This is a genomic window from Senegalia sp. (in: firmicutes) (assembly GCF_052088025.1).
Lineage (GTDB): Bacteria > Bacillota > Clostridia > Tissierellales > SIT17 > Anaeromonas.
Window position 1 is genome coordinate 17,901 of the sequence record NZ_JBQCYD010000011.1, and the last position, 16,336, is coordinate 34,236.

Sequence of the window (16,336 nt, forward strand, 5' to 3'; positions counted from 1 at the left end):
TGATAATGGGGGTGATATTTTGCCATTTAAAGATATAAATTTAGATTATAATATTATGGCTGAAAACAATATACCATTATTAGTAAATAATGCTGAATGGAAAAAAATATTTGGAAATTCAGATGACAAGTATATTCAAATTGCAAAAAAAGAACTATTAGAAAAATTAAAGCATGAAAGAGAAACTAAAAACAAACTAAAAAACTTACAAAGTAAAAAGAGAAAAGAAATGGTTAATATAGTTAATTTATCTCATATGGTAAATAATGATGATAAAAAAGCTATAAAAAGGCTAGAAAATTCAAGAGCTGAAATAATAAAGATGAATGAAGAAACAGAAGATTTAAAGTTTGAATTAGACATGATACCTAGTCAAATAAGAAAAGCTAATTTTGAACTTTTAAATATAACTGTAACTATAGCTTATGAAGATTTAAAGCTAAAAGAAAAAAAGTTATTTCCTATAAATGATGAAATTTCAGACTTAAGAATAAAACTAAAAAAACTTATAGAAGATAAAAATGATTATGAAGAATCAATAAATGATACCTACACATTTCTTCATAATATTATAGGAAAAAAGGAAATTGAAAAACTAGATAAGAATTTTTTTGAATAAGAAAAGGGGAGAAAATTTGACTTTTGATTTAATATTACTTTTCATATTGATTATAAGTGGAATAGAAATTTTCACTGGCACTTTTACTAGTAAAATATATAAAAAAGAAGATAAAAACAATAAAAAGGAACCTAGAATCTATACTATTTTAAAATTGATTTTTATAATATTGTTTTTATTAACTACTATATATTTTTTATATAAGGCAGTATATGTTTTAGGTATGTTATTAGGTATACCTTTAGATAAAAATATACTAGACATAATTAGAGATCTTACAAAATAAGATTTATTAACTTAGCAGTGGTATATTAGCTTTAATATAGGGTATAAATATATTGAATTTATAATATAAATTATTTAGGAGGTTATTTTATGAAAGCAAAAGATATAATGACTACAGAAGTTATGAAAGTAAAAGTAGATGATAAAGTAGAAGATGTTACAAGGTTACTTATAACAAATAAAATTAGTGGTGTACCTGTAGTAAATGATGAAAATGAAGTAGTTGGTATTGTAACAGAAACAGATCTTATATTTAGAGATAAGGATGTTAATATGCCATCTTATGTACCATTATTAGGAGGATTTATATTACTTGATTCAGTTAAAAAGTTTGAAAAAGAATTAAGAAAGGCTGCAGCATATAAGGTTGAAGATTTAATGAGTACACCAGTTATAAAAGTATATGAAGATGATGACTTAAGACAAGTAGTAAATATTATGCTAGAAAAAAGAATAAACAGAGTACCAGTAATAGATAAAGAAGATAAGTTAAAAGGTATAATAGCTAGATCTGATATATTATCACATATTTAATAATGGGGTGTAAATAATTGAAAAAAATATTTGTTGTGATTGTTTTAATATCTTTACTAACAATAGCTTGTAAAGATAAAAATCCAACAGATGAAGAATTATTTAATGAACTTCAGAAAACCATAAATAACATAGAAAATTACTCTTGTGATGTATCAATGATCATACATGGTAATAAAAAGCCTGAAAAGTACTTGGCTAAGTATTTCTTTTTAAAGCCTAACAAATATAAAGTTCAGTATATGGATGGAAAACAAGATATATATTTTGATGGCAAAAAAACCTTTTTCATATATCCTGATATAGATAAGGTAAAGATTATTCAAAATAAAAAAGAAACAAAGGAAAATACTAGTTTCTTTTTAGGATATTTTCTAGAAAGAATTCAGACCTCTGAAGAAATGCAAATAACAAGTGAAGATGATTATTTAATTATTAAAATAAATTTACCAGGAAATAATACATCACGAAAAGAACAAAAAATATGGTTTTCAAAAGAAAATTTTAAACCTTTAAAAATGATAATAATTGATAGTGAGGGCAAAGAAACCATAGAAATAAAATATACTAATTTAAATTATGACATAAAACTCACAGAAAAAAATCTATTTGAATCATTATAAAAAGGAGGCAAAATGTTGGAATCAAAAAACATAAGGCCGGCATGGGCAGAGATAAACTTAGATAATCTAGCACATAATATAAAAGAAACTAAAAAACTAATTAAAAAACATACCTTGTTTACAGCAGTAGTAAAAGCAAATGCGTATGGTCATGATTCTGTTGAAGTTTCAAAACTTTTTTTGGATAATGGAGCTGATAGACTTGCTGTTGCTACATTATCTGAAGCTATAGAACTAAGAAATAGTGGCATAAAAGATACTCCTATCATGATACTTGGTTATACTCCTGATGCACAAAGAAAACAACTACTTAAGTACAATATAATAAGTACCATATATTCTTTTTCACAGGCAAAATTACTTTCTGATACTGCTTTAGAGCAAAACAAAACTTTTAAAATACATATAAAGATAGATACAGGAATGAGAAGACTAGGATTTCAAGATGATCAGGAAGCTATAGATGAAATATTAAAGATATCACAGCTTCCTAAAGTAGAAATTGAAGGGATTTTCAGTCATTTTGCTAAATCTGATGAAAAGGATAAAAGATTTACAAGATTACAATTTGAAAGATTTTCTAAAATGATTAGTATTTTAGAAAGTAAAGGCATTCATATACCTATAAAACATATATCTAATAGTGCTGCAATAATAGATTTACCTGAATATAACCTTGACATGGTTAGAGCAGGTATAATGTTATATGGGTTATATCCTTCAGAAGATGTAAATAAAAAAAGAATAAAGTTAAAAGCAGTGATGAGTCTTAAAACCAAAATATCATATATTAAAACTATAGATAAAGACCAAGGTATTAGTTATGGTCATACCTATACGACAAGTAAAGAAACTAAAATAGGGACTATACCTATTGGTTATGCCGATGGTTTTAGACGAAATTTAAGTAATAATATAAGTTTAACTATAAAAAATAAAAAAGTTGATCTAGTAGGTACAATCTGTATGGATCAAGCAATGATTGATTTATCAGCAATAAGTGATGTAAATATAGGAGATCTAGTAACTATTTTTGATGGGAATAAAAAAAATACTAATACTGTAGATGATATTGCTCAAAAATTGGGTACAATTAATTATGAGGTAGTTTCAATGGTAGGTAGTAGGGTTCCAAGGTTATTTATAAAAGAGGATAAGATTGTTAAGGTAAAAGATTATAATTTACATAATAGTTAGTATATAAGTTTAGGTCTAATGGCTTATTTGAAAATTTTAGTATACTAATATATAATCAAGTATATACTTAGCTATAAGAGAATATAATAATAGTAGGTATATATATGGAATTATAATATCTTAATAAATTTATCCGGGGGTGCACCAATGGCCGAATCCAAAAAAATAGTTGTGAGTATGCCAAAAACTTTACTAAACGAAATTGATGGAATAGTATCCATTGAAAAGAAAAACAGAACTGAATTTATAAGAGAAGCTATGAAGCTTTATATTAGAGAAAGGAAAAAAATTCAAATCAAAGAGCATATGAAAATTGGATACAGAGAAATGGCTAGTATTAATTTGGCTATTTCAGAAATGGGGATAGAACAATATGATTATGAGCTCTGTGATTATGAAGCTAAGCTGACAGGATGTGATTAATATTGATTAAAAGAGGAGATATATTTTATGCTGATTTAAGTCCTGTTATAGGTTCTGAACAGGGCGGTGTTAGACCGGTTTTAGTCATACAAAATGATGTTGGAAACAAATATAGCCCTACCATTATAATAGCTGCTATTACCTCTCAGATTAATAAAGCAAAACTACCTACACATATCGAAATAAATGCTAGTGAACACGGACTTACTAAAGATTCTGTAGTATTATTAGAACAAATCAGAACAATAGATAAAAAAAGATTAAGAGAAAAAATTGGTCATTTTGATGAAGAAAAGATGAAAAATGTAGATGAATGTATAAGAATAAGCACAGGTCTTTCAGAAATTTAAATTAAAATATTACATAAAAATTAGAAATTATATAATTTCTAATTTTTTTATGTGATATTTTAATTGATTCATAATTTTCATGTAATTATAATACTATTTAATGAGTATTTTTTTAAATGGGGGGATTATGTGAAAAAAAAATGGTATATTTTTATTGCTTTAGCTGTACTTATTTTTAGTGTTTTTTTAATTTATAAAATCGTGAGTAATAAAGGAGATGAAAAGGTGGCTTTTGATATTGTTAAAGAAGATAAGATACCTAAAAAAATAGAAGAAATATTACCTAAGTATCAAAAAGAAGAAAGAGCTCTAGCTTGTAAAATAGACGATAAAATATATATTATAGTAACAAGGGGAGAAAAGAATACAGATGGATATGATGTCAACATACAGACAATAGAAAAAAAGAAAAACAATGATAAACTCAACCTGACAGTTTATGCTGAATATAAGGATCCAAAGGTGGACGAAATAGTACCTCAAGTTATCACTTATCCTACTGCAGTAGTTTTGACAAAATTAGAAGATTTGCCAGAAAAAATTGATTTAAAGACAAATTATATAGAATAATCATCAGAAATTCATTTCTGTTGATTATTCTTCTTAATAGCGTAAATATGTATTAAACACTTTAATCAGGAAGTATATAATTGGGAAGGTATAATAGGTCAAAAAAGAGCAATAGAATCTCCTGAATTTGGACCTTCTATAGAAACTGTAGAAGAAGGAATTGAAATATTAACAGGAATAAAAGGTGGAAGCCCAAATAATCAACTTTTGTATATATGACTAAAAAACAAAAGAAAGACTGTATGAATTGTCAATAGAAAAAAACCTTAGCTTGATATAATATTAAACTATAGAAAAAAACAAAGTAACTTAGGAGGTAATTATGGCTGGTTTAACTTTTAAAAATTTAGAAAAAATTTATCCGGGTGATGTAAAAGCTGTAGAGAATTTTAATTTAGAGATAAAAGATAAAGAATTTGTAGTACTTGTAGGACCATCAGGGTGTGGTAAATCTACAACACTTAGAATGGTTGCAGGACTTGAAGAAATATCTGGTGGAGAATTATATATAGGAGATAAATTAGTTAATGATATACCACCTAAAAATAGAGATATAGCTATGGTATTTCAAAATTATGCATTATATCCTCATATGACCGTATATGATAATATGGCATTTGGTTTAAAATTAAGAAAAACACCAAAAAATGAAATAGATGAAAAAGTGAAAGAAGCAGCAAAGATATTAGGAATTGAAGTTCTTTTAGATAGAAAGCCTAAGGCACTATCTGGAGGACAAAGACAAAGAGTTGCTCTTGGAAGAGCCATAGTAAGAAATCCAAAGGTGTTTTTAATGGATGAACCTTTATCAAATCTAGATGCAAAATTAAGGGTTCAAACTAGAACCGAAATTTCTAAACTTCATAAGAAATTACAAACTACTTTTATATATGTAACTCATGATCAAACTGAAGCAATGACTATGGGTGATAGAATTGTTATTATGAAAGATGGCTTTATTCAACAAGCAGATACACCACAACAGGTATATGAAAACCCTGCAAATGCATTTGTAGCAGGATTTATAGGAAGTCCACAGATGAATTTCTTTGATGGAAGTATTGAGGGAGTGGATGTAAATAGCTGTTACCTATTATTAGATAATAGTGATGTAAAAGTGAAAATACCAGAAGGTAGAGCAAAAATACTAAAAGAAGCAAATTACTTTGGTAAAAAAGTGTCTATGGGTATAAGACCTGAAGATATTCATGATGAAAAAGCATTTATTGATGCATCAGAAGATAGCGCATTTAAAGCCAAAGTAGAAGTAACTGAAATGATGGGATCTGAAACTTATTTATATCTAAACATATTTGGAAACAATGCAATAGCTAGAGTGGATGCAAGAAATAAAGCTAAAGCAGGAGATGAGGTAAATTTAGCATTTGATACAAATAGAATTCACTTATTTGATAAAGAAACAGAAAAAACAATTTTTTAATTTCCATATAATTTAAAATGAAAAAGAAAACAAGATTTTAAAAATCCTGTTTTCTTTTTTTTATTTGTGTTATAGTAGAGCTTGTGATATTATTTTAGAGGTAATTTCAAAATAATTATTACATTTACATTACTTTTAACAAGAAATATGATAGAATATTACTATAAGATTACAAATTGTTTTTAGATTACTCTTTAAAAAAACTTAGAAGTTTATTATAATATTAATCAGGTGATTTTATGTCAATTAAAGATAATATAAAAAAACAGTTAAGAGATATTAATTTATCAACTTCATACAATCTCCATTTAGATAGTAATCAATATAAAGAAGATTTTTTAATCTATAATTATATAGATAATGGAGAAGAATATTATATATATAGTAAAAATGAAATATCTCAAGATGAAATAAAATTATTAAAAATTTTATTTTCACAAATTCTTTACGATAATGAATATAATACCCACTATAATAAATTAATAAACAATATATTAAAAAAAGATTTAAATAATTTTGAAATAGAAAAAAACTTAAATAGCTTAAATATAGATAAAGAAGATAATATGATTATTATTTCATTAAAAATCAAAGGGGAATATAGGCTAATAGAAGCTTTTGAAATACTTATAAATATAGAAGATGTTAATTTAGTTACAATATTTAATGGAAAACTAATAATATTATTAATAAATAAAAAGCAAAATGAAGCTTTGGAATTATCTAAACTTATTGTAGAATTGATAGAAATAGAAATATTAGAAAATATAAAAATAGGAATTAGTAGTTTAGAACCAGCTATAAATATTAAAAAACTTTATGATGAAAGTATTGACTCTATAAAACTTTCAGATGAATTTAAGTTAGAAGGTAATATTTATAGATACAATGAATTGTTTATTTATAAAACAATATCTTTAATAGATGATGATAATATAACTTATATTTCTAGATACATCGATAAATATAATATGAAAAATTTAAATAAGGATGAAATTAAAACTGCAAGAAAATTTTTAGATTATAGTTTGAATATATCAGAAGCTGCAAAAAACCTATATATTCATAGAAATACATTAATATATAGATTAGATAAAATAAAGAAAATTACTGGAATGGATTTAAGAAATTTTGATGATAGTCTTAAATTTAAAATTTTACTAATAATCCATAATCATATAAACTATACTTTGAGAAAATAGAACATTAGACAGGAGTGATATTGTGATACGTCTAGAAAATGTTACAAAACAATATAAAAACGGCGTTAAGGCATTAGAAAATGTTAATATAGATATAGAAAAAGGCGACTTTGTATTTTTAGTAGGTTCAAGTGGTGCTGGGAAATCTACACTTGTAAAATTAATAACTAAAGAAGTTGATCCTGAAGAAGGTAAAATATTTTTAAATAACAAAGATATAACAAAGGTAAGTAATAGGAAAATACCAGATATAAGAAGAAATATAGGTATGATTTTTCAAGATTTTAAATTACTAGAGAATAAAACAGTATATGAAAATGTAGCTTTTGCTATGGAAATATTAGGTTATTCATCTAAAGAAATTAAAAAGAGAGTTCCTATTGTATTAGATATGGTAGGTCTTGCTAAAAAGACTAGTAGCTATCCAAATCAACTCTCTGGAGGAGAACAACAAAGGGTATCCATAGCACGTGCAATCATAAACAAACCTACTGTAGTGATAGCAGACGAGCCTACAGGGAACTTAGATCCAGACACTGCATGGGATATAATGAATGTATTAAAAGATATAAACAAGCGTGGAACTACAATACTTATGGCAACACATGCAAAAGATATTGTGGATATAATGAAAAAAAGAGTAATAGCTTTATCAGATGGTAAAGTAACTAAAGATGATAAAAGAGGTGTGTATGATTATGAATCTTAGATCTATTGGATACACTCTAAAACAAGGATTTCAAGGAATATGGCGTAATAGGATGATGAGTCTTGCATCAATTGGATCAGTAACATCCACTTTAATTATATTAGGTATTATTTTAATTTTAGTCTTGAATGTAAACAATCTTTCTGTTATGCTAAAACAAGAATTTGATGAAATAGAAGTTTTTATATCTCAAGAAGCAACAGATGAAGAAAAAACTCAATTAGAAAATGATTTGAAAAATACAGATGGTATTTCTAATGTAAAATATAAATCCAAAGAAGAAGCTTTAAATTCTATGCAAAAACAATGGAAAGATAACTCTTATCTTTTAGACGATTTAGAGGAAAATCCATTTCCAGATTCATTCATATTAAGGATAGACAACCTTGAAAATTCAGAGAAAATAGTAAATAGCATAAAAAACAAAGAAGGTATAGAAGATATAAAGTATTATAGAGATATTATAGAAAGAACTGTTACTATAGCAAATATAGTAAGAACTGGTGGCTTAATTGTAATAGCCATACTTATATTAATATCAATATTTATAATTTCAAATACTATTAAGATAACCGTAGCAGCAAGACAAAAAGAAATAAACATAATGAAATATGTAGGAGCTACAAATGGTTTTATTAGAGGACCATTTATAGTAGAAGGTATACTACTTGGAATTTTTGGTTCTATCGTTTCAATAGCCCTTATAGGTTATGGATATAAATATTTATTTGACATGGCTAGTCAAAAATTGTATGTTTTTGCAACTGTATATATGATACCTTATTATCAAATATTAAATGATATAATAATAATGTTTGTATCTATTGGGGTTGGAATCGGCGTTATTGGCAGTGTTATATCACTTAGAAGATTTTTAAAGGTTTAAGGAGGAAATTATTTTGAAAAAAGGGAAGTTGTTATCTTTTTTGCTTGCAAGTATAATTTTTCTGAATGTAGGATTTGCTTATGCAGGGGATGTAGATGAACTAAAAGAAAAACAAAAAGAAGTAGAAACTAAATTAAAAGATACAAAAGAAAAAATGAAAGAAAAAGAAAGTGAAATGTCTGAGGTTGAAAAAGAAATTAAGAAGCTTGATAATGAAATAAATAAAGCAGCTGAAGAAATCAAAAAAGTAGAAGATAGAATTTTAGGTGTAGAGGAAGATATAGTTACAACTGAAAGTGAATTAGAAGAAGCACAAGGTAAGATTGATGAAAAAAATGAAGTATTAAGTGCAAGACTTAGAACTATGTACAAAAATGGAAATGTAAGCTACTTAGAAGTGATTTTGGGAGCTGAAGACTTTACAGATTTTATCAGTAGATTAGATTTAGTTCAAAAGATTGCAGATCAAGATGTTTCTTTACTTAAATTTATGCAAGATCAAAGGGAAATAATAGAAGATAAGAAAAAAGAATTAGAAACTAAGAAAAGATTATTAGCTCATCAAAAGCAACAAGTCAACAAACAAAGAGAAAAACTTTCCTTAGCTAATAGATCAAAAACAGAAGAAATGAAAAAGTTAGAAAAAGATCATAAAAGCTTAGAAAAATTAGAAGATGATATAAATAAGGAAGCAGATAAGACAACAAATGAAATACAAAAGTTACAAAGTCCTAATGCTGTTTATGTAGGAGGAGAGTATACTTGGCCAGTGCCTGGAAAGTATAAAGTAACTTCACCTTTTGGATACAGAACACATCCTATAAGTGGGTCTAAAAAGTTACATACTGGTATAGATATTGGTTATGGTGGACAATATGGTACTACAGTAGTAGCAGCTAATAGTGGAAAGGTAATATTTGCAGGTGGAAAAGGTGGATATGGTAATTCAATTATGATTGACCATGGTGGTAAGATTGTAACTTTATATGCTCACAACCAATCTTTACTTGTAAGTGTAGGACAAAATGTAAAAAAAGGTCAACCGATTGCACGTGGCGGTAGCTCAGGAAACTCTACAGGACCACATCTTCATTTTGAGGTAAGAGTTAATGGGCAGTATGTAAATCCTTTATCATATTTAAAATAAGAATAAGACAGAGTCAATCATTATTATATTATATGATACTCTGTCTTTTATTTATGAAAACGAATAGTTAAATTGAAATGGTAAAAGCTAAATGGTATAATATGATAGTGATTTTAATAAACTTTATAGTATGATGATTAAGTGGAGGTGAGTCGAATGATTTCAAAGAAAAAAGCTATGATTATTGGTGTGATATTAATTTTATTAACAGCTACAGGTACTCTTATATTAGATAATGTAGTTCAACTTACTATAGGTTCGAAAATAATAATGCCTAAAAGTCAATTGGATAGTTCTAGTAAAATAGCATATATGAAAAATTATATAGATGAGAATTATTTAAATGAAGTAACAAGTGAAGAGCTTACTGATGGTCAGTTAAAAGGTTTGTTTGAGGGGCTAGAAGATCCATATTCTGTCTATATGAATAAAGAAGAATTTTCTGATTTCATGGATCAAACAGAAGGTAGTTATGGAGGAGTAGGAATAATAGTTACACCAGGAGAAGATGGTTTTATAACTGTTGTATCACCTATAGAAGATACACCAGGAGAAAAAGCTGGTATAAAACCAGGAGATAAAATAATTAAAGTAGATAACAAGGAATTCACAGCAGACACAATGGATAAAGCAGTGGATATTATGAAAGGTGAACCTGGAACAGATGTCACTCTTACAATTTTAAGAACAAAGGAAGATGAAAGTTCAGAGGAAATTGAAGTTAAATTAACTAGAAAAGAAATAAGACTTAAAAGTGTGAAATCAGAAATGTTAGAAGATAAGATTGGTTATATTAGAATAATACAATTTGATGAATTAGTATATGATGATTTTAAAAAGCATTTAGATAGTTTAAAAGAAAAAGGGATGGAATCTTTAATTATAGATTTGAGAAATAATCCTGGTGGACTGCTTAAACAAACAGCTGATATAGCAGATTTACTTATAGGAAAATCAAATATAGTTTATACTGAAACTAAAAATGGAGAAAAAGAATATTTTAAATCTGATGAAGAAAAATTAGACCTTCCATTAACTGTTTTAGTAAATGAAGGAAGTGCTTCGGCTTCTGAGATATTATCTGGAGCTATAAAAGATACTAAAACAGGTACTCTTATAGGAACTAAAACATTTGGAAAAGGTATAGTACAAAGAATTGAGCAATTAAGTGATGGATCAGGATTTAAACTCACTGTTTCTGAATACTTTACTCCAAATGGAACAAATATACACGGAAAAGGTATAGAGCCTAATATTGAAATAAAATTACCAGAAGATGTTCAAGGTGGTATAGAAAATTTAGAAAAAGACATACAATTAAAAAAAGCAATAGAAGTATTAAAAGAAAAGATGTAGGCTATTAGCCTATATCTTTTTTAAAGTTTTATATTCTTTATAATGGGGCATAAATAGTAATAGATGTATTGACTTAATTTGAAAAAAGCAATATAATAACAACGAACAATTGTTCCTTAAAATACTTGAGGTGATAAATAAAATGAATAAATTTAAAATAAGTTCTGAATTTGAGCCTAGAGGCGATCAACCTAAGGCTATAGATAAATTAACAAAAGGATTAAAGGATGGCAAAAAATTTCAAACCTTACTCGGAGTTACAGGTTCAGGTAAAACATTTACTATGGCAAACATTATAGAAAATGTTCAAAAACCTACACTTGTAATAGCACACAATAAAACACTTGCAGCTCAACTTGCATCTGAATTTGGAGAGTTTTTTCCTGATAGTGCAGTAGAATATTTTGTAAGTTTTTATGATTATTATCAACCAGAAGCCTATGTGCCAGGCAGTGATACTTATATTCAAAAAGATGCTTCTATAAATGATGAAATAAATAAACTTAGACATTCTGCTACAGCTAGTTTATTTGAGAGAAAAGATGTAATAATAGTTGCATCAGTATCTTGTATATATGGATTAGGAGATCCTATTGATTATGAAAAATTATCACTTTCATTGCGTCCTGGAATGATGAAGGATAGGGAAGAAGTTATAAAAAAATTAGTTGATATACAATATGAAAGAAATGATATAAATTTTGTTAGGGGTACATTTAGAGTACGTGGAGATATTATTGAGATATTTCCAGCTTCTTCTACGGAAAATGCTATAAGGGTAGAGTTTTTTGGAGATGAAATAGATAGGATAACAGAAGTAAATTCATTAACTGGAGAAATAATAGGAAGAAGAAATCATATTTCAATATTTCCTGCATCTCACTTTGCCACTTCACAAGATAAAATTGATAAAGCTATCGTTGGGATAGAAAAGGAATTAGAAGAAAGATTAAAGGAACTTAGAAATGAAGATAAATTGTTAGAAGCACAAAGATTAGAGCAAAGAACTATGTATGATATAGAAATGCTCAGAGAAATGGGATATTGTAATGGAATAGAAAACTATTCTAGACATCTAAGTGATAGAGCACCTGGAAGTAAACCTTATACTTTGATAGATTATTTTCCAGATGATTTTTTAATGGTAGTAGATGAATCCCATGTTAGTATACCTCAAATTAGAGGAATGTATGCAGGTGATAGATCAAGGAAGCAAACTTTGGTAGATCATGGTTTTAGATTACCTTCTGCACTTGATAATAGACCCCTAAATTTTGAAGAATTTGAAAGTCATATAAATCAAATGGTCTTTGTAAGTGCTACACCAAGTCAATATGAAGCAGAGCATTCGGAGCAAATAGTAGAACAAATCATAAGACCTACAGGACTTCTTGACCCATTAATAGAAATAAGGCCTACAGAAAATCAAATAGATAATTTAATAAAAGAAATAAATATAAGAATAGAAAGAAATGAAAGAGTACTAATAACAACGCTCACCAAAAAAATGAGTGAAGATTTAACAGATTATTTAAAAGAAATAGGAATAAAGGTCACATACCTTCATTCTGATATCAAAACCATAGAAAGAATGGGTATAATACGTGATTTAAGACTTGGAAAATTTGATGTATTGATAGGTATAAACTTACTTAGGGAAGGCTTGGACCTACCAGAAGTTTCACTTATAGCTATTTTAGATGCAGATAAGGAAGGTTTTTTAAGATCAGAAACAGCTATGATACAAACAGTAGGAAGAGCTGCAAGAAATTCAGATGGAAGAGTTATAATGTATGCTGATAAAATAACTAATTCTATGAATAGAACAATATCTGAAACTAATAGAAGAAGAAGCATACAAACTAAATACAATGAAGAACATGATATTACACCTACAACAATTAAGAAATCTATAAGGGATGTAATAGAAGCTACAAAAGTTTCAGAAGATGAAGATGGATATAATGCAAATAAAATGAGCAAAGAAGAAATAGAAAATATGATTATATCTATAGAAGCAGAAATGATGGAAGCAGCAGAAAACTTACAGTTTGAAAGAGCAGCAGAGCTAAGAGATAAAATAACAGAACTTAATAAAAAATTAGATGAATAATTAAGTTTTGTCCTTAATAGAAAGAGGGATAATAGATGCAAAAAGATAAATTGATAGTAAAAGGAGCAAAAGAACATAATTTAAAAAATATAGATATAGAATTACCTCGTGATAAGTTTATAGTATTAACAGGATTATCTGGTTCAGGTAAGTCATCACTTGCATTTGATACAATTTATGCAGAAGGTCAGAGAAGATATGTAGAGAGTTTGTCTGCATATGCTAGACAGTTTTTAGGACAAATGGAAAAACCAAATGTGGAATATATTGAAGGTCTATCGCCTGCTATAAGTATAGATCAAAAAACTACAAATAGAAATCCACGTTCAACAGTTGGGACTGTGACTGAAATATATGATTATTTCAGATTGTTATTTGCAAGAATAGGAACACCACATTGTCCTAAATGTGGTAAAGAGATTTCTTCACAAACTATAGATCAAATGGTAGATAAAGTTATGGAACTAGAAGATAGAACTAAGATACAATTACTTGCTCCAGTAATCAGAGGCAAGAAAGGACAACATAAAAAGATTATAGAAAATATAAGAAAAGAAGGATTCGTAAGAGTTAGAGTTGACAATGAAATATCTGATATTAATGAATTAGAAGAACTTGAAAAAAATAAAAAACATACTATTGAAATAGTTGTAGATAGAATAATAGTAAAAGAAGATATAGAAAAAAGACTAACCGATTCTATAGAAACTGCTCTAGAAATAGGAGAAGGCCTTATAATAGTCAATATTATTGATGGAGAAGACATGCTATTTAGTCAGAACTTTGCATGTGCTGATTGTGGCATAGCTCTTGAAGAAATCTCCCCAAGAATGTTTTCATTTAATAGCCCATTTGGAATGTGTCCTACTTGTAATGGACTTGGAAATCATAAAAAAATAGATAAGGAATTGGTAATTCCAAATAGAAGTTTATCTTTAAATGAAGGTGCTATAGCTCCCTATAGTGGAGCAGGTGAAGATACTTATTATTATAGGGTATTTAAAGCAATTAGTAAGCATCATAACTTTTCCATGGATAAAGCTATTAGTCAAGCACCTGAAGATATGATAGATGAAATATTGTATGGTACAAAAGGTAGAAGTATCAAATTTAGTTTTAACAGTAGATACAGTGGAAACAAAACTTATAAAGGAAGTTTTGAAGGCGTATTAAATAATTTAGAAAGAAGGCATAGGGAAACAAATTCAGATTTTACTAGAGAGAAAATAGAAAACTATATGAGTGTCATACCTTGTAGCGATTGCCATGGTGCTAGACTTCGTGAAGAATCACTTGCAGTTACAATAGATGATAGGAATATATCTAATATAACTGAAATGTCTATATCTGATAGTCTTAACTTTTTTGATAATTTAAAACTTAATAAAAGGCAAGAATTTATCGCCCATCAAATACTAAAAGAAATAAATTCAAGATTGGAGTTTCTATCAGATGTAGGACTTAATTATCTTACCCTATCAAGAAGTGCAGGTACATTATCAGGAGGAGAATCTCAAAGAATAAGACTTGCAACTCAAATTGGATCTTCCCTTGTAGGTGTTTTATATGTATTAGATGAACCTAGTATTGGATTACATCAAAGAGATAATGACAGATTATTAAAGACTCTTAGAAATTTAACAGAGCTTGGTAATACTCTTTTGGTAGTTGAGCATGATGAAGACACTATGAACTGCGCAGATCATATTGTAGATGTTGGACCTGGAGCAGGAATACATGGTGGTGAGATTGTTGCACAAGGAACTGTAGAAGATATAATAAATACAAAAGAATCTATTACAGGACAATATTTAAGTGGAAAAAAAGAAATATGGATACCTGACAAAAGAAGAGAAGCTAATGGAAAAAAACTAAAGATTATTGGAGCAAAAGAACATAATCTTAAAGATATAGATGTAGAGATACCGCTTGGAATATTTAATTGTGTTACTGGAGTTTCAGGTTCTGGTAAATCTACTTTGATAAATGAAATATTATATAAAAGTCTAGGTCAATCCATTAATAGAGCAAAGAAAAAACCAGGCGAGCATAAGGAAATTAAAGGGATAGAAAATATTGATAAAGTGATAGATATAGATCAATCTCCTATAGGAAGGACTCCGAGATCAAATCCTGCAACATATACTGGATTATTTGATCACATAAGAGATTTATTTGCAATGACACCTGAAGCTAAGACTCGTGGATATAAAAAAGGTAGATTCAGTTTCAATGTAAAAGGTGGAAGGTGTGAAGCTTGTAGTGGAGATGGGATTATAAAAATAGAAATGCATTTTTTACCTGATGTATATGTTCCATGTGAAGTATGTAAGGGTGAAAGATATAATAGAGAAACATTAGAAGTTAAGTACAAGGGTAGGACAATAGCTGATGTTTTAAATATGACAGTAGAAGAATCATTAGAATTTTTTGATTCTATCCCTAAAATAAAAAGAAAGTTAAAGACATTAAATGATGTAGGTTTAGGCTATATACATTTAGGTCAACCTTCTACTCAACTTTCAGGGGGAGAAGCTCAAAGGATAAAATTAGCTACAGAATTAAGCAAAAGAAGTACTGGAAAAACATTATATATCTTAGATGAACCTACCACAGGCCTTCATTTTGCAGATATTCATAAATTAATAAAAGTATTAAACAAACTAGTGAATGGTGGAAATACTGTAGTTGTCATAGAGCATAATTTAGATGTAATAAAAGTGGCAGATCATATAATAGATCTAGGACCTGAAGGTGGAGATGGAGGAGGAAGCATTGTAGCAAGTGGAACTCCAGAAGAGATAGCTAAGGTAAAAGATTCATACACTGGTAAGTTTTTAGATAAAGTATTAAAGAAAACAACTAGAAAGAGTGTTTAAAC

The 16,336-nt window shown here is 27.8% G+C and carries 16 protein-coding genes; all 16 read left to right on the forward strand.

The window, feature by feature from the left end:
* The first annotated feature begins 19 nt into the window (after positions 1-19).
* Positions 20-619, forward strand: coding sequence for a hypothetical protein (locus ACTHUW_RS04365; protein ID WP_442196783.1), 600 nt, complete (start codon positions 20-22; stop codon positions 617-619).
* A 16-nt stretch (positions 620-635) separates the two neighbouring features.
* The gene (locus ACTHUW_RS04370) at positions 636-905 is read left to right on the forward strand and encodes a hypothetical protein (RefSeq protein ID WP_442196784.1); all 270 of its coding nucleotides are present in this window, start codon (positions 636-638) and stop codon (positions 903-905) included.
* A gap of 89 nt (positions 906-994) precedes the next feature.
* Positions 995-1,438, forward strand: a complete 444-nt coding sequence (locus ACTHUW_RS04375) for a CBS domain-containing protein (protein ID WP_442196785.1) — start codon at positions 995-997, stop codon at positions 1,436-1,438.
* Positions 1,439-1,455: 17 nt separating this feature from the next.
* Complete coding sequence (locus tag ACTHUW_RS04380) at positions 1,456-2,061, forward strand: LolA family protein (protein WP_442210138.1); 606 nt, start codon at positions 1,456-1,458, stop codon at positions 2,059-2,061.
* Positions 2,062-2,076: 15 nt separating this feature from the next.
* Positions 2,077-3,258 (forward strand): alanine racemase, encoded by a 1,182-nt coding sequence (gene alr / locus ACTHUW_RS04385; RefSeq protein WP_442196787.1) that lies wholly within the window; start codon positions 2,077-2,079, stop codon positions 3,256-3,258.
* 147 nt (positions 3,259-3,405) lie between these two features.
* Positions 3,406-3,681 (forward strand): CopG family ribbon-helix-helix protein, encoded by a 276-nt coding sequence (locus ACTHUW_RS04390; protein WP_442196788.1) that lies wholly within the window; start codon positions 3,406-3,408, stop codon positions 3,679-3,681.
* Entirely contained in the window at positions 3,681-4,031 is a 351-nt protein-coding gene (locus ACTHUW_RS04395) for a type II toxin-antitoxin system PemK/MazF family toxin (protein WP_442196806.1), read from the forward strand. The genes ACTHUW_RS04390 and ACTHUW_RS04395 overlap by 1 nt, the downstream gene beginning before the upstream one ends.
* A gap of 129 nt (positions 4,032-4,160) precedes the next feature.
* Entirely contained in the window at positions 4,161-4,601 is a 441-nt protein-coding gene (locus ACTHUW_RS04400; RefSeq protein WP_442196789.1) for a protease complex subunit PrcB family protein, read from the forward strand.
* Between the two features lie 322 nt (positions 4,602-4,923).
* The gene (locus ACTHUW_RS04405; RefSeq protein ID WP_442210141.1) at positions 4,924-6,042 is read left to right on the forward strand and encodes an ABC transporter ATP-binding protein; all 1,119 of its coding nucleotides are present in this window, start codon (positions 4,924-4,926) and stop codon (positions 6,040-6,042) included.
* Between the two features lie 239 nt (positions 6,043-6,281).
* Complete coding sequence (locus ACTHUW_RS04410) at positions 6,282-7,244, forward strand: PucR family transcriptional regulator (RefSeq protein ID WP_442196791.1); 963 nt, start codon at positions 6,282-6,284, stop codon at positions 7,242-7,244.
* Between the two features lie 22 nt (positions 7,245-7,266).
* Complete coding sequence (gene ftsE, locus ACTHUW_RS04415) at positions 7,267-7,953, forward strand: cell division ATP-binding protein FtsE (protein ID WP_442196792.1); 687 nt, start codon at positions 7,267-7,269, stop codon at positions 7,951-7,953.
* Entirely contained in the window at positions 7,943-8,839 is an 897-nt protein-coding gene (ftsX, locus tag ACTHUW_RS04420) for a permease-like cell division protein FtsX (RefSeq protein ID WP_442198814.1), read from the forward strand. Before ftsE ends, ftsX begins: the two co-directional genes overlap by 11 nt.
* A 13-nt stretch (positions 8,840-8,852) precedes the next feature.
* Positions 8,853-9,986 carry a murein hydrolase activator EnvC family protein gene (locus tag ACTHUW_RS04425; RefSeq protein WP_442196794.1) on the forward strand — a complete coding sequence of 378 codons (1,134 nt, stop codon included), beginning with the start codon at positions 8,853-8,855 and terminating at the stop codon, positions 9,984-9,986.
* Positions 9,987-10,142: 156 nt separating this feature from the next.
* Positions 10,143-11,342, forward strand: coding sequence for a S41 family peptidase (locus ACTHUW_RS04430; RefSeq protein WP_442196795.1), 1,200 nt, complete (start codon positions 10,143-10,145; stop codon positions 11,340-11,342).
* 142 nt (positions 11,343-11,484) lie between these two features.
* A complete protein-coding gene (uvrB, locus tag ACTHUW_RS04435; RefSeq protein ID WP_442196796.1) occupies positions 11,485-13,455 on the forward strand; it encodes an excinuclease ABC subunit UvrB in 1,971 nt (656 codons plus the stop codon).
* Between the two features lie 35 nt (positions 13,456-13,490).
* Positions 13,491-16,334 (forward strand): excinuclease ABC subunit UvrA, encoded by a 2,844-nt coding sequence (uvrA, locus tag ACTHUW_RS04440; protein WP_442196797.1) that lies wholly within the window; start codon positions 13,491-13,493, stop codon positions 16,332-16,334.
* The last annotated feature ends 2 nt before the right edge of the window (positions 16,335-16,336 follow it).

What these genes read in the sequence shown, in the direction of transcription:
- ACTHUW_RS04375 (WP_442196785.1), top strand. Translation starts at nt 995, where the DNA reads ATGAAAGCAAAAGATATAATGACTACAGAAGTTATGAAAGTAAAAGTA.
- ACTHUW_RS04390 (WP_442196788.1), top strand. Translation starts at nt 3,406, where the DNA reads ATGGCCGAATCCAAAAAAATAGTTGTGAGTATGCCAAAAACTTTACTA.
- ACTHUW_RS04405 (WP_442210141.1), top strand. Translation starts at nt 4,924, where the DNA reads ATGGCTGGTTTAACTTTTAAAAATTTAGAAAAAATTTATCCGGGTGAT.
- ACTHUW_RS04410 (WP_442196791.1), top strand. Translation starts at nt 6,282, where the DNA reads ATGTCAATTAAAGATAATATAAAAAAACAGTTAAGAGATATTAATTTA.
- ftsX (WP_442198814.1), top strand. Translation starts at nt 7,943, where the DNA reads ATGAATCTTAGATCTATTGGATACACTCTAAAACAAGGATTTCAAGGA.
- ACTHUW_RS04430 (WP_442196795.1), top strand. Translation starts at nt 10,143, where the DNA reads ATGATTTCAAAGAAAAAAGCTATGATTATTGGTGTGATATTAATTTTA.
- uvrB (WP_442196796.1), top strand. Translation starts at nt 11,485, where the DNA reads ATGAATAAATTTAAAATAAGTTCTGAATTTGAGCCTAGAGGCGATCAA.
- uvrA (WP_442196797.1), top strand. Translation starts at nt 13,491, where the DNA reads ATGCAAAAAGATAAATTGATAGTAAAAGGAGCAAAAGAACATAATTTA.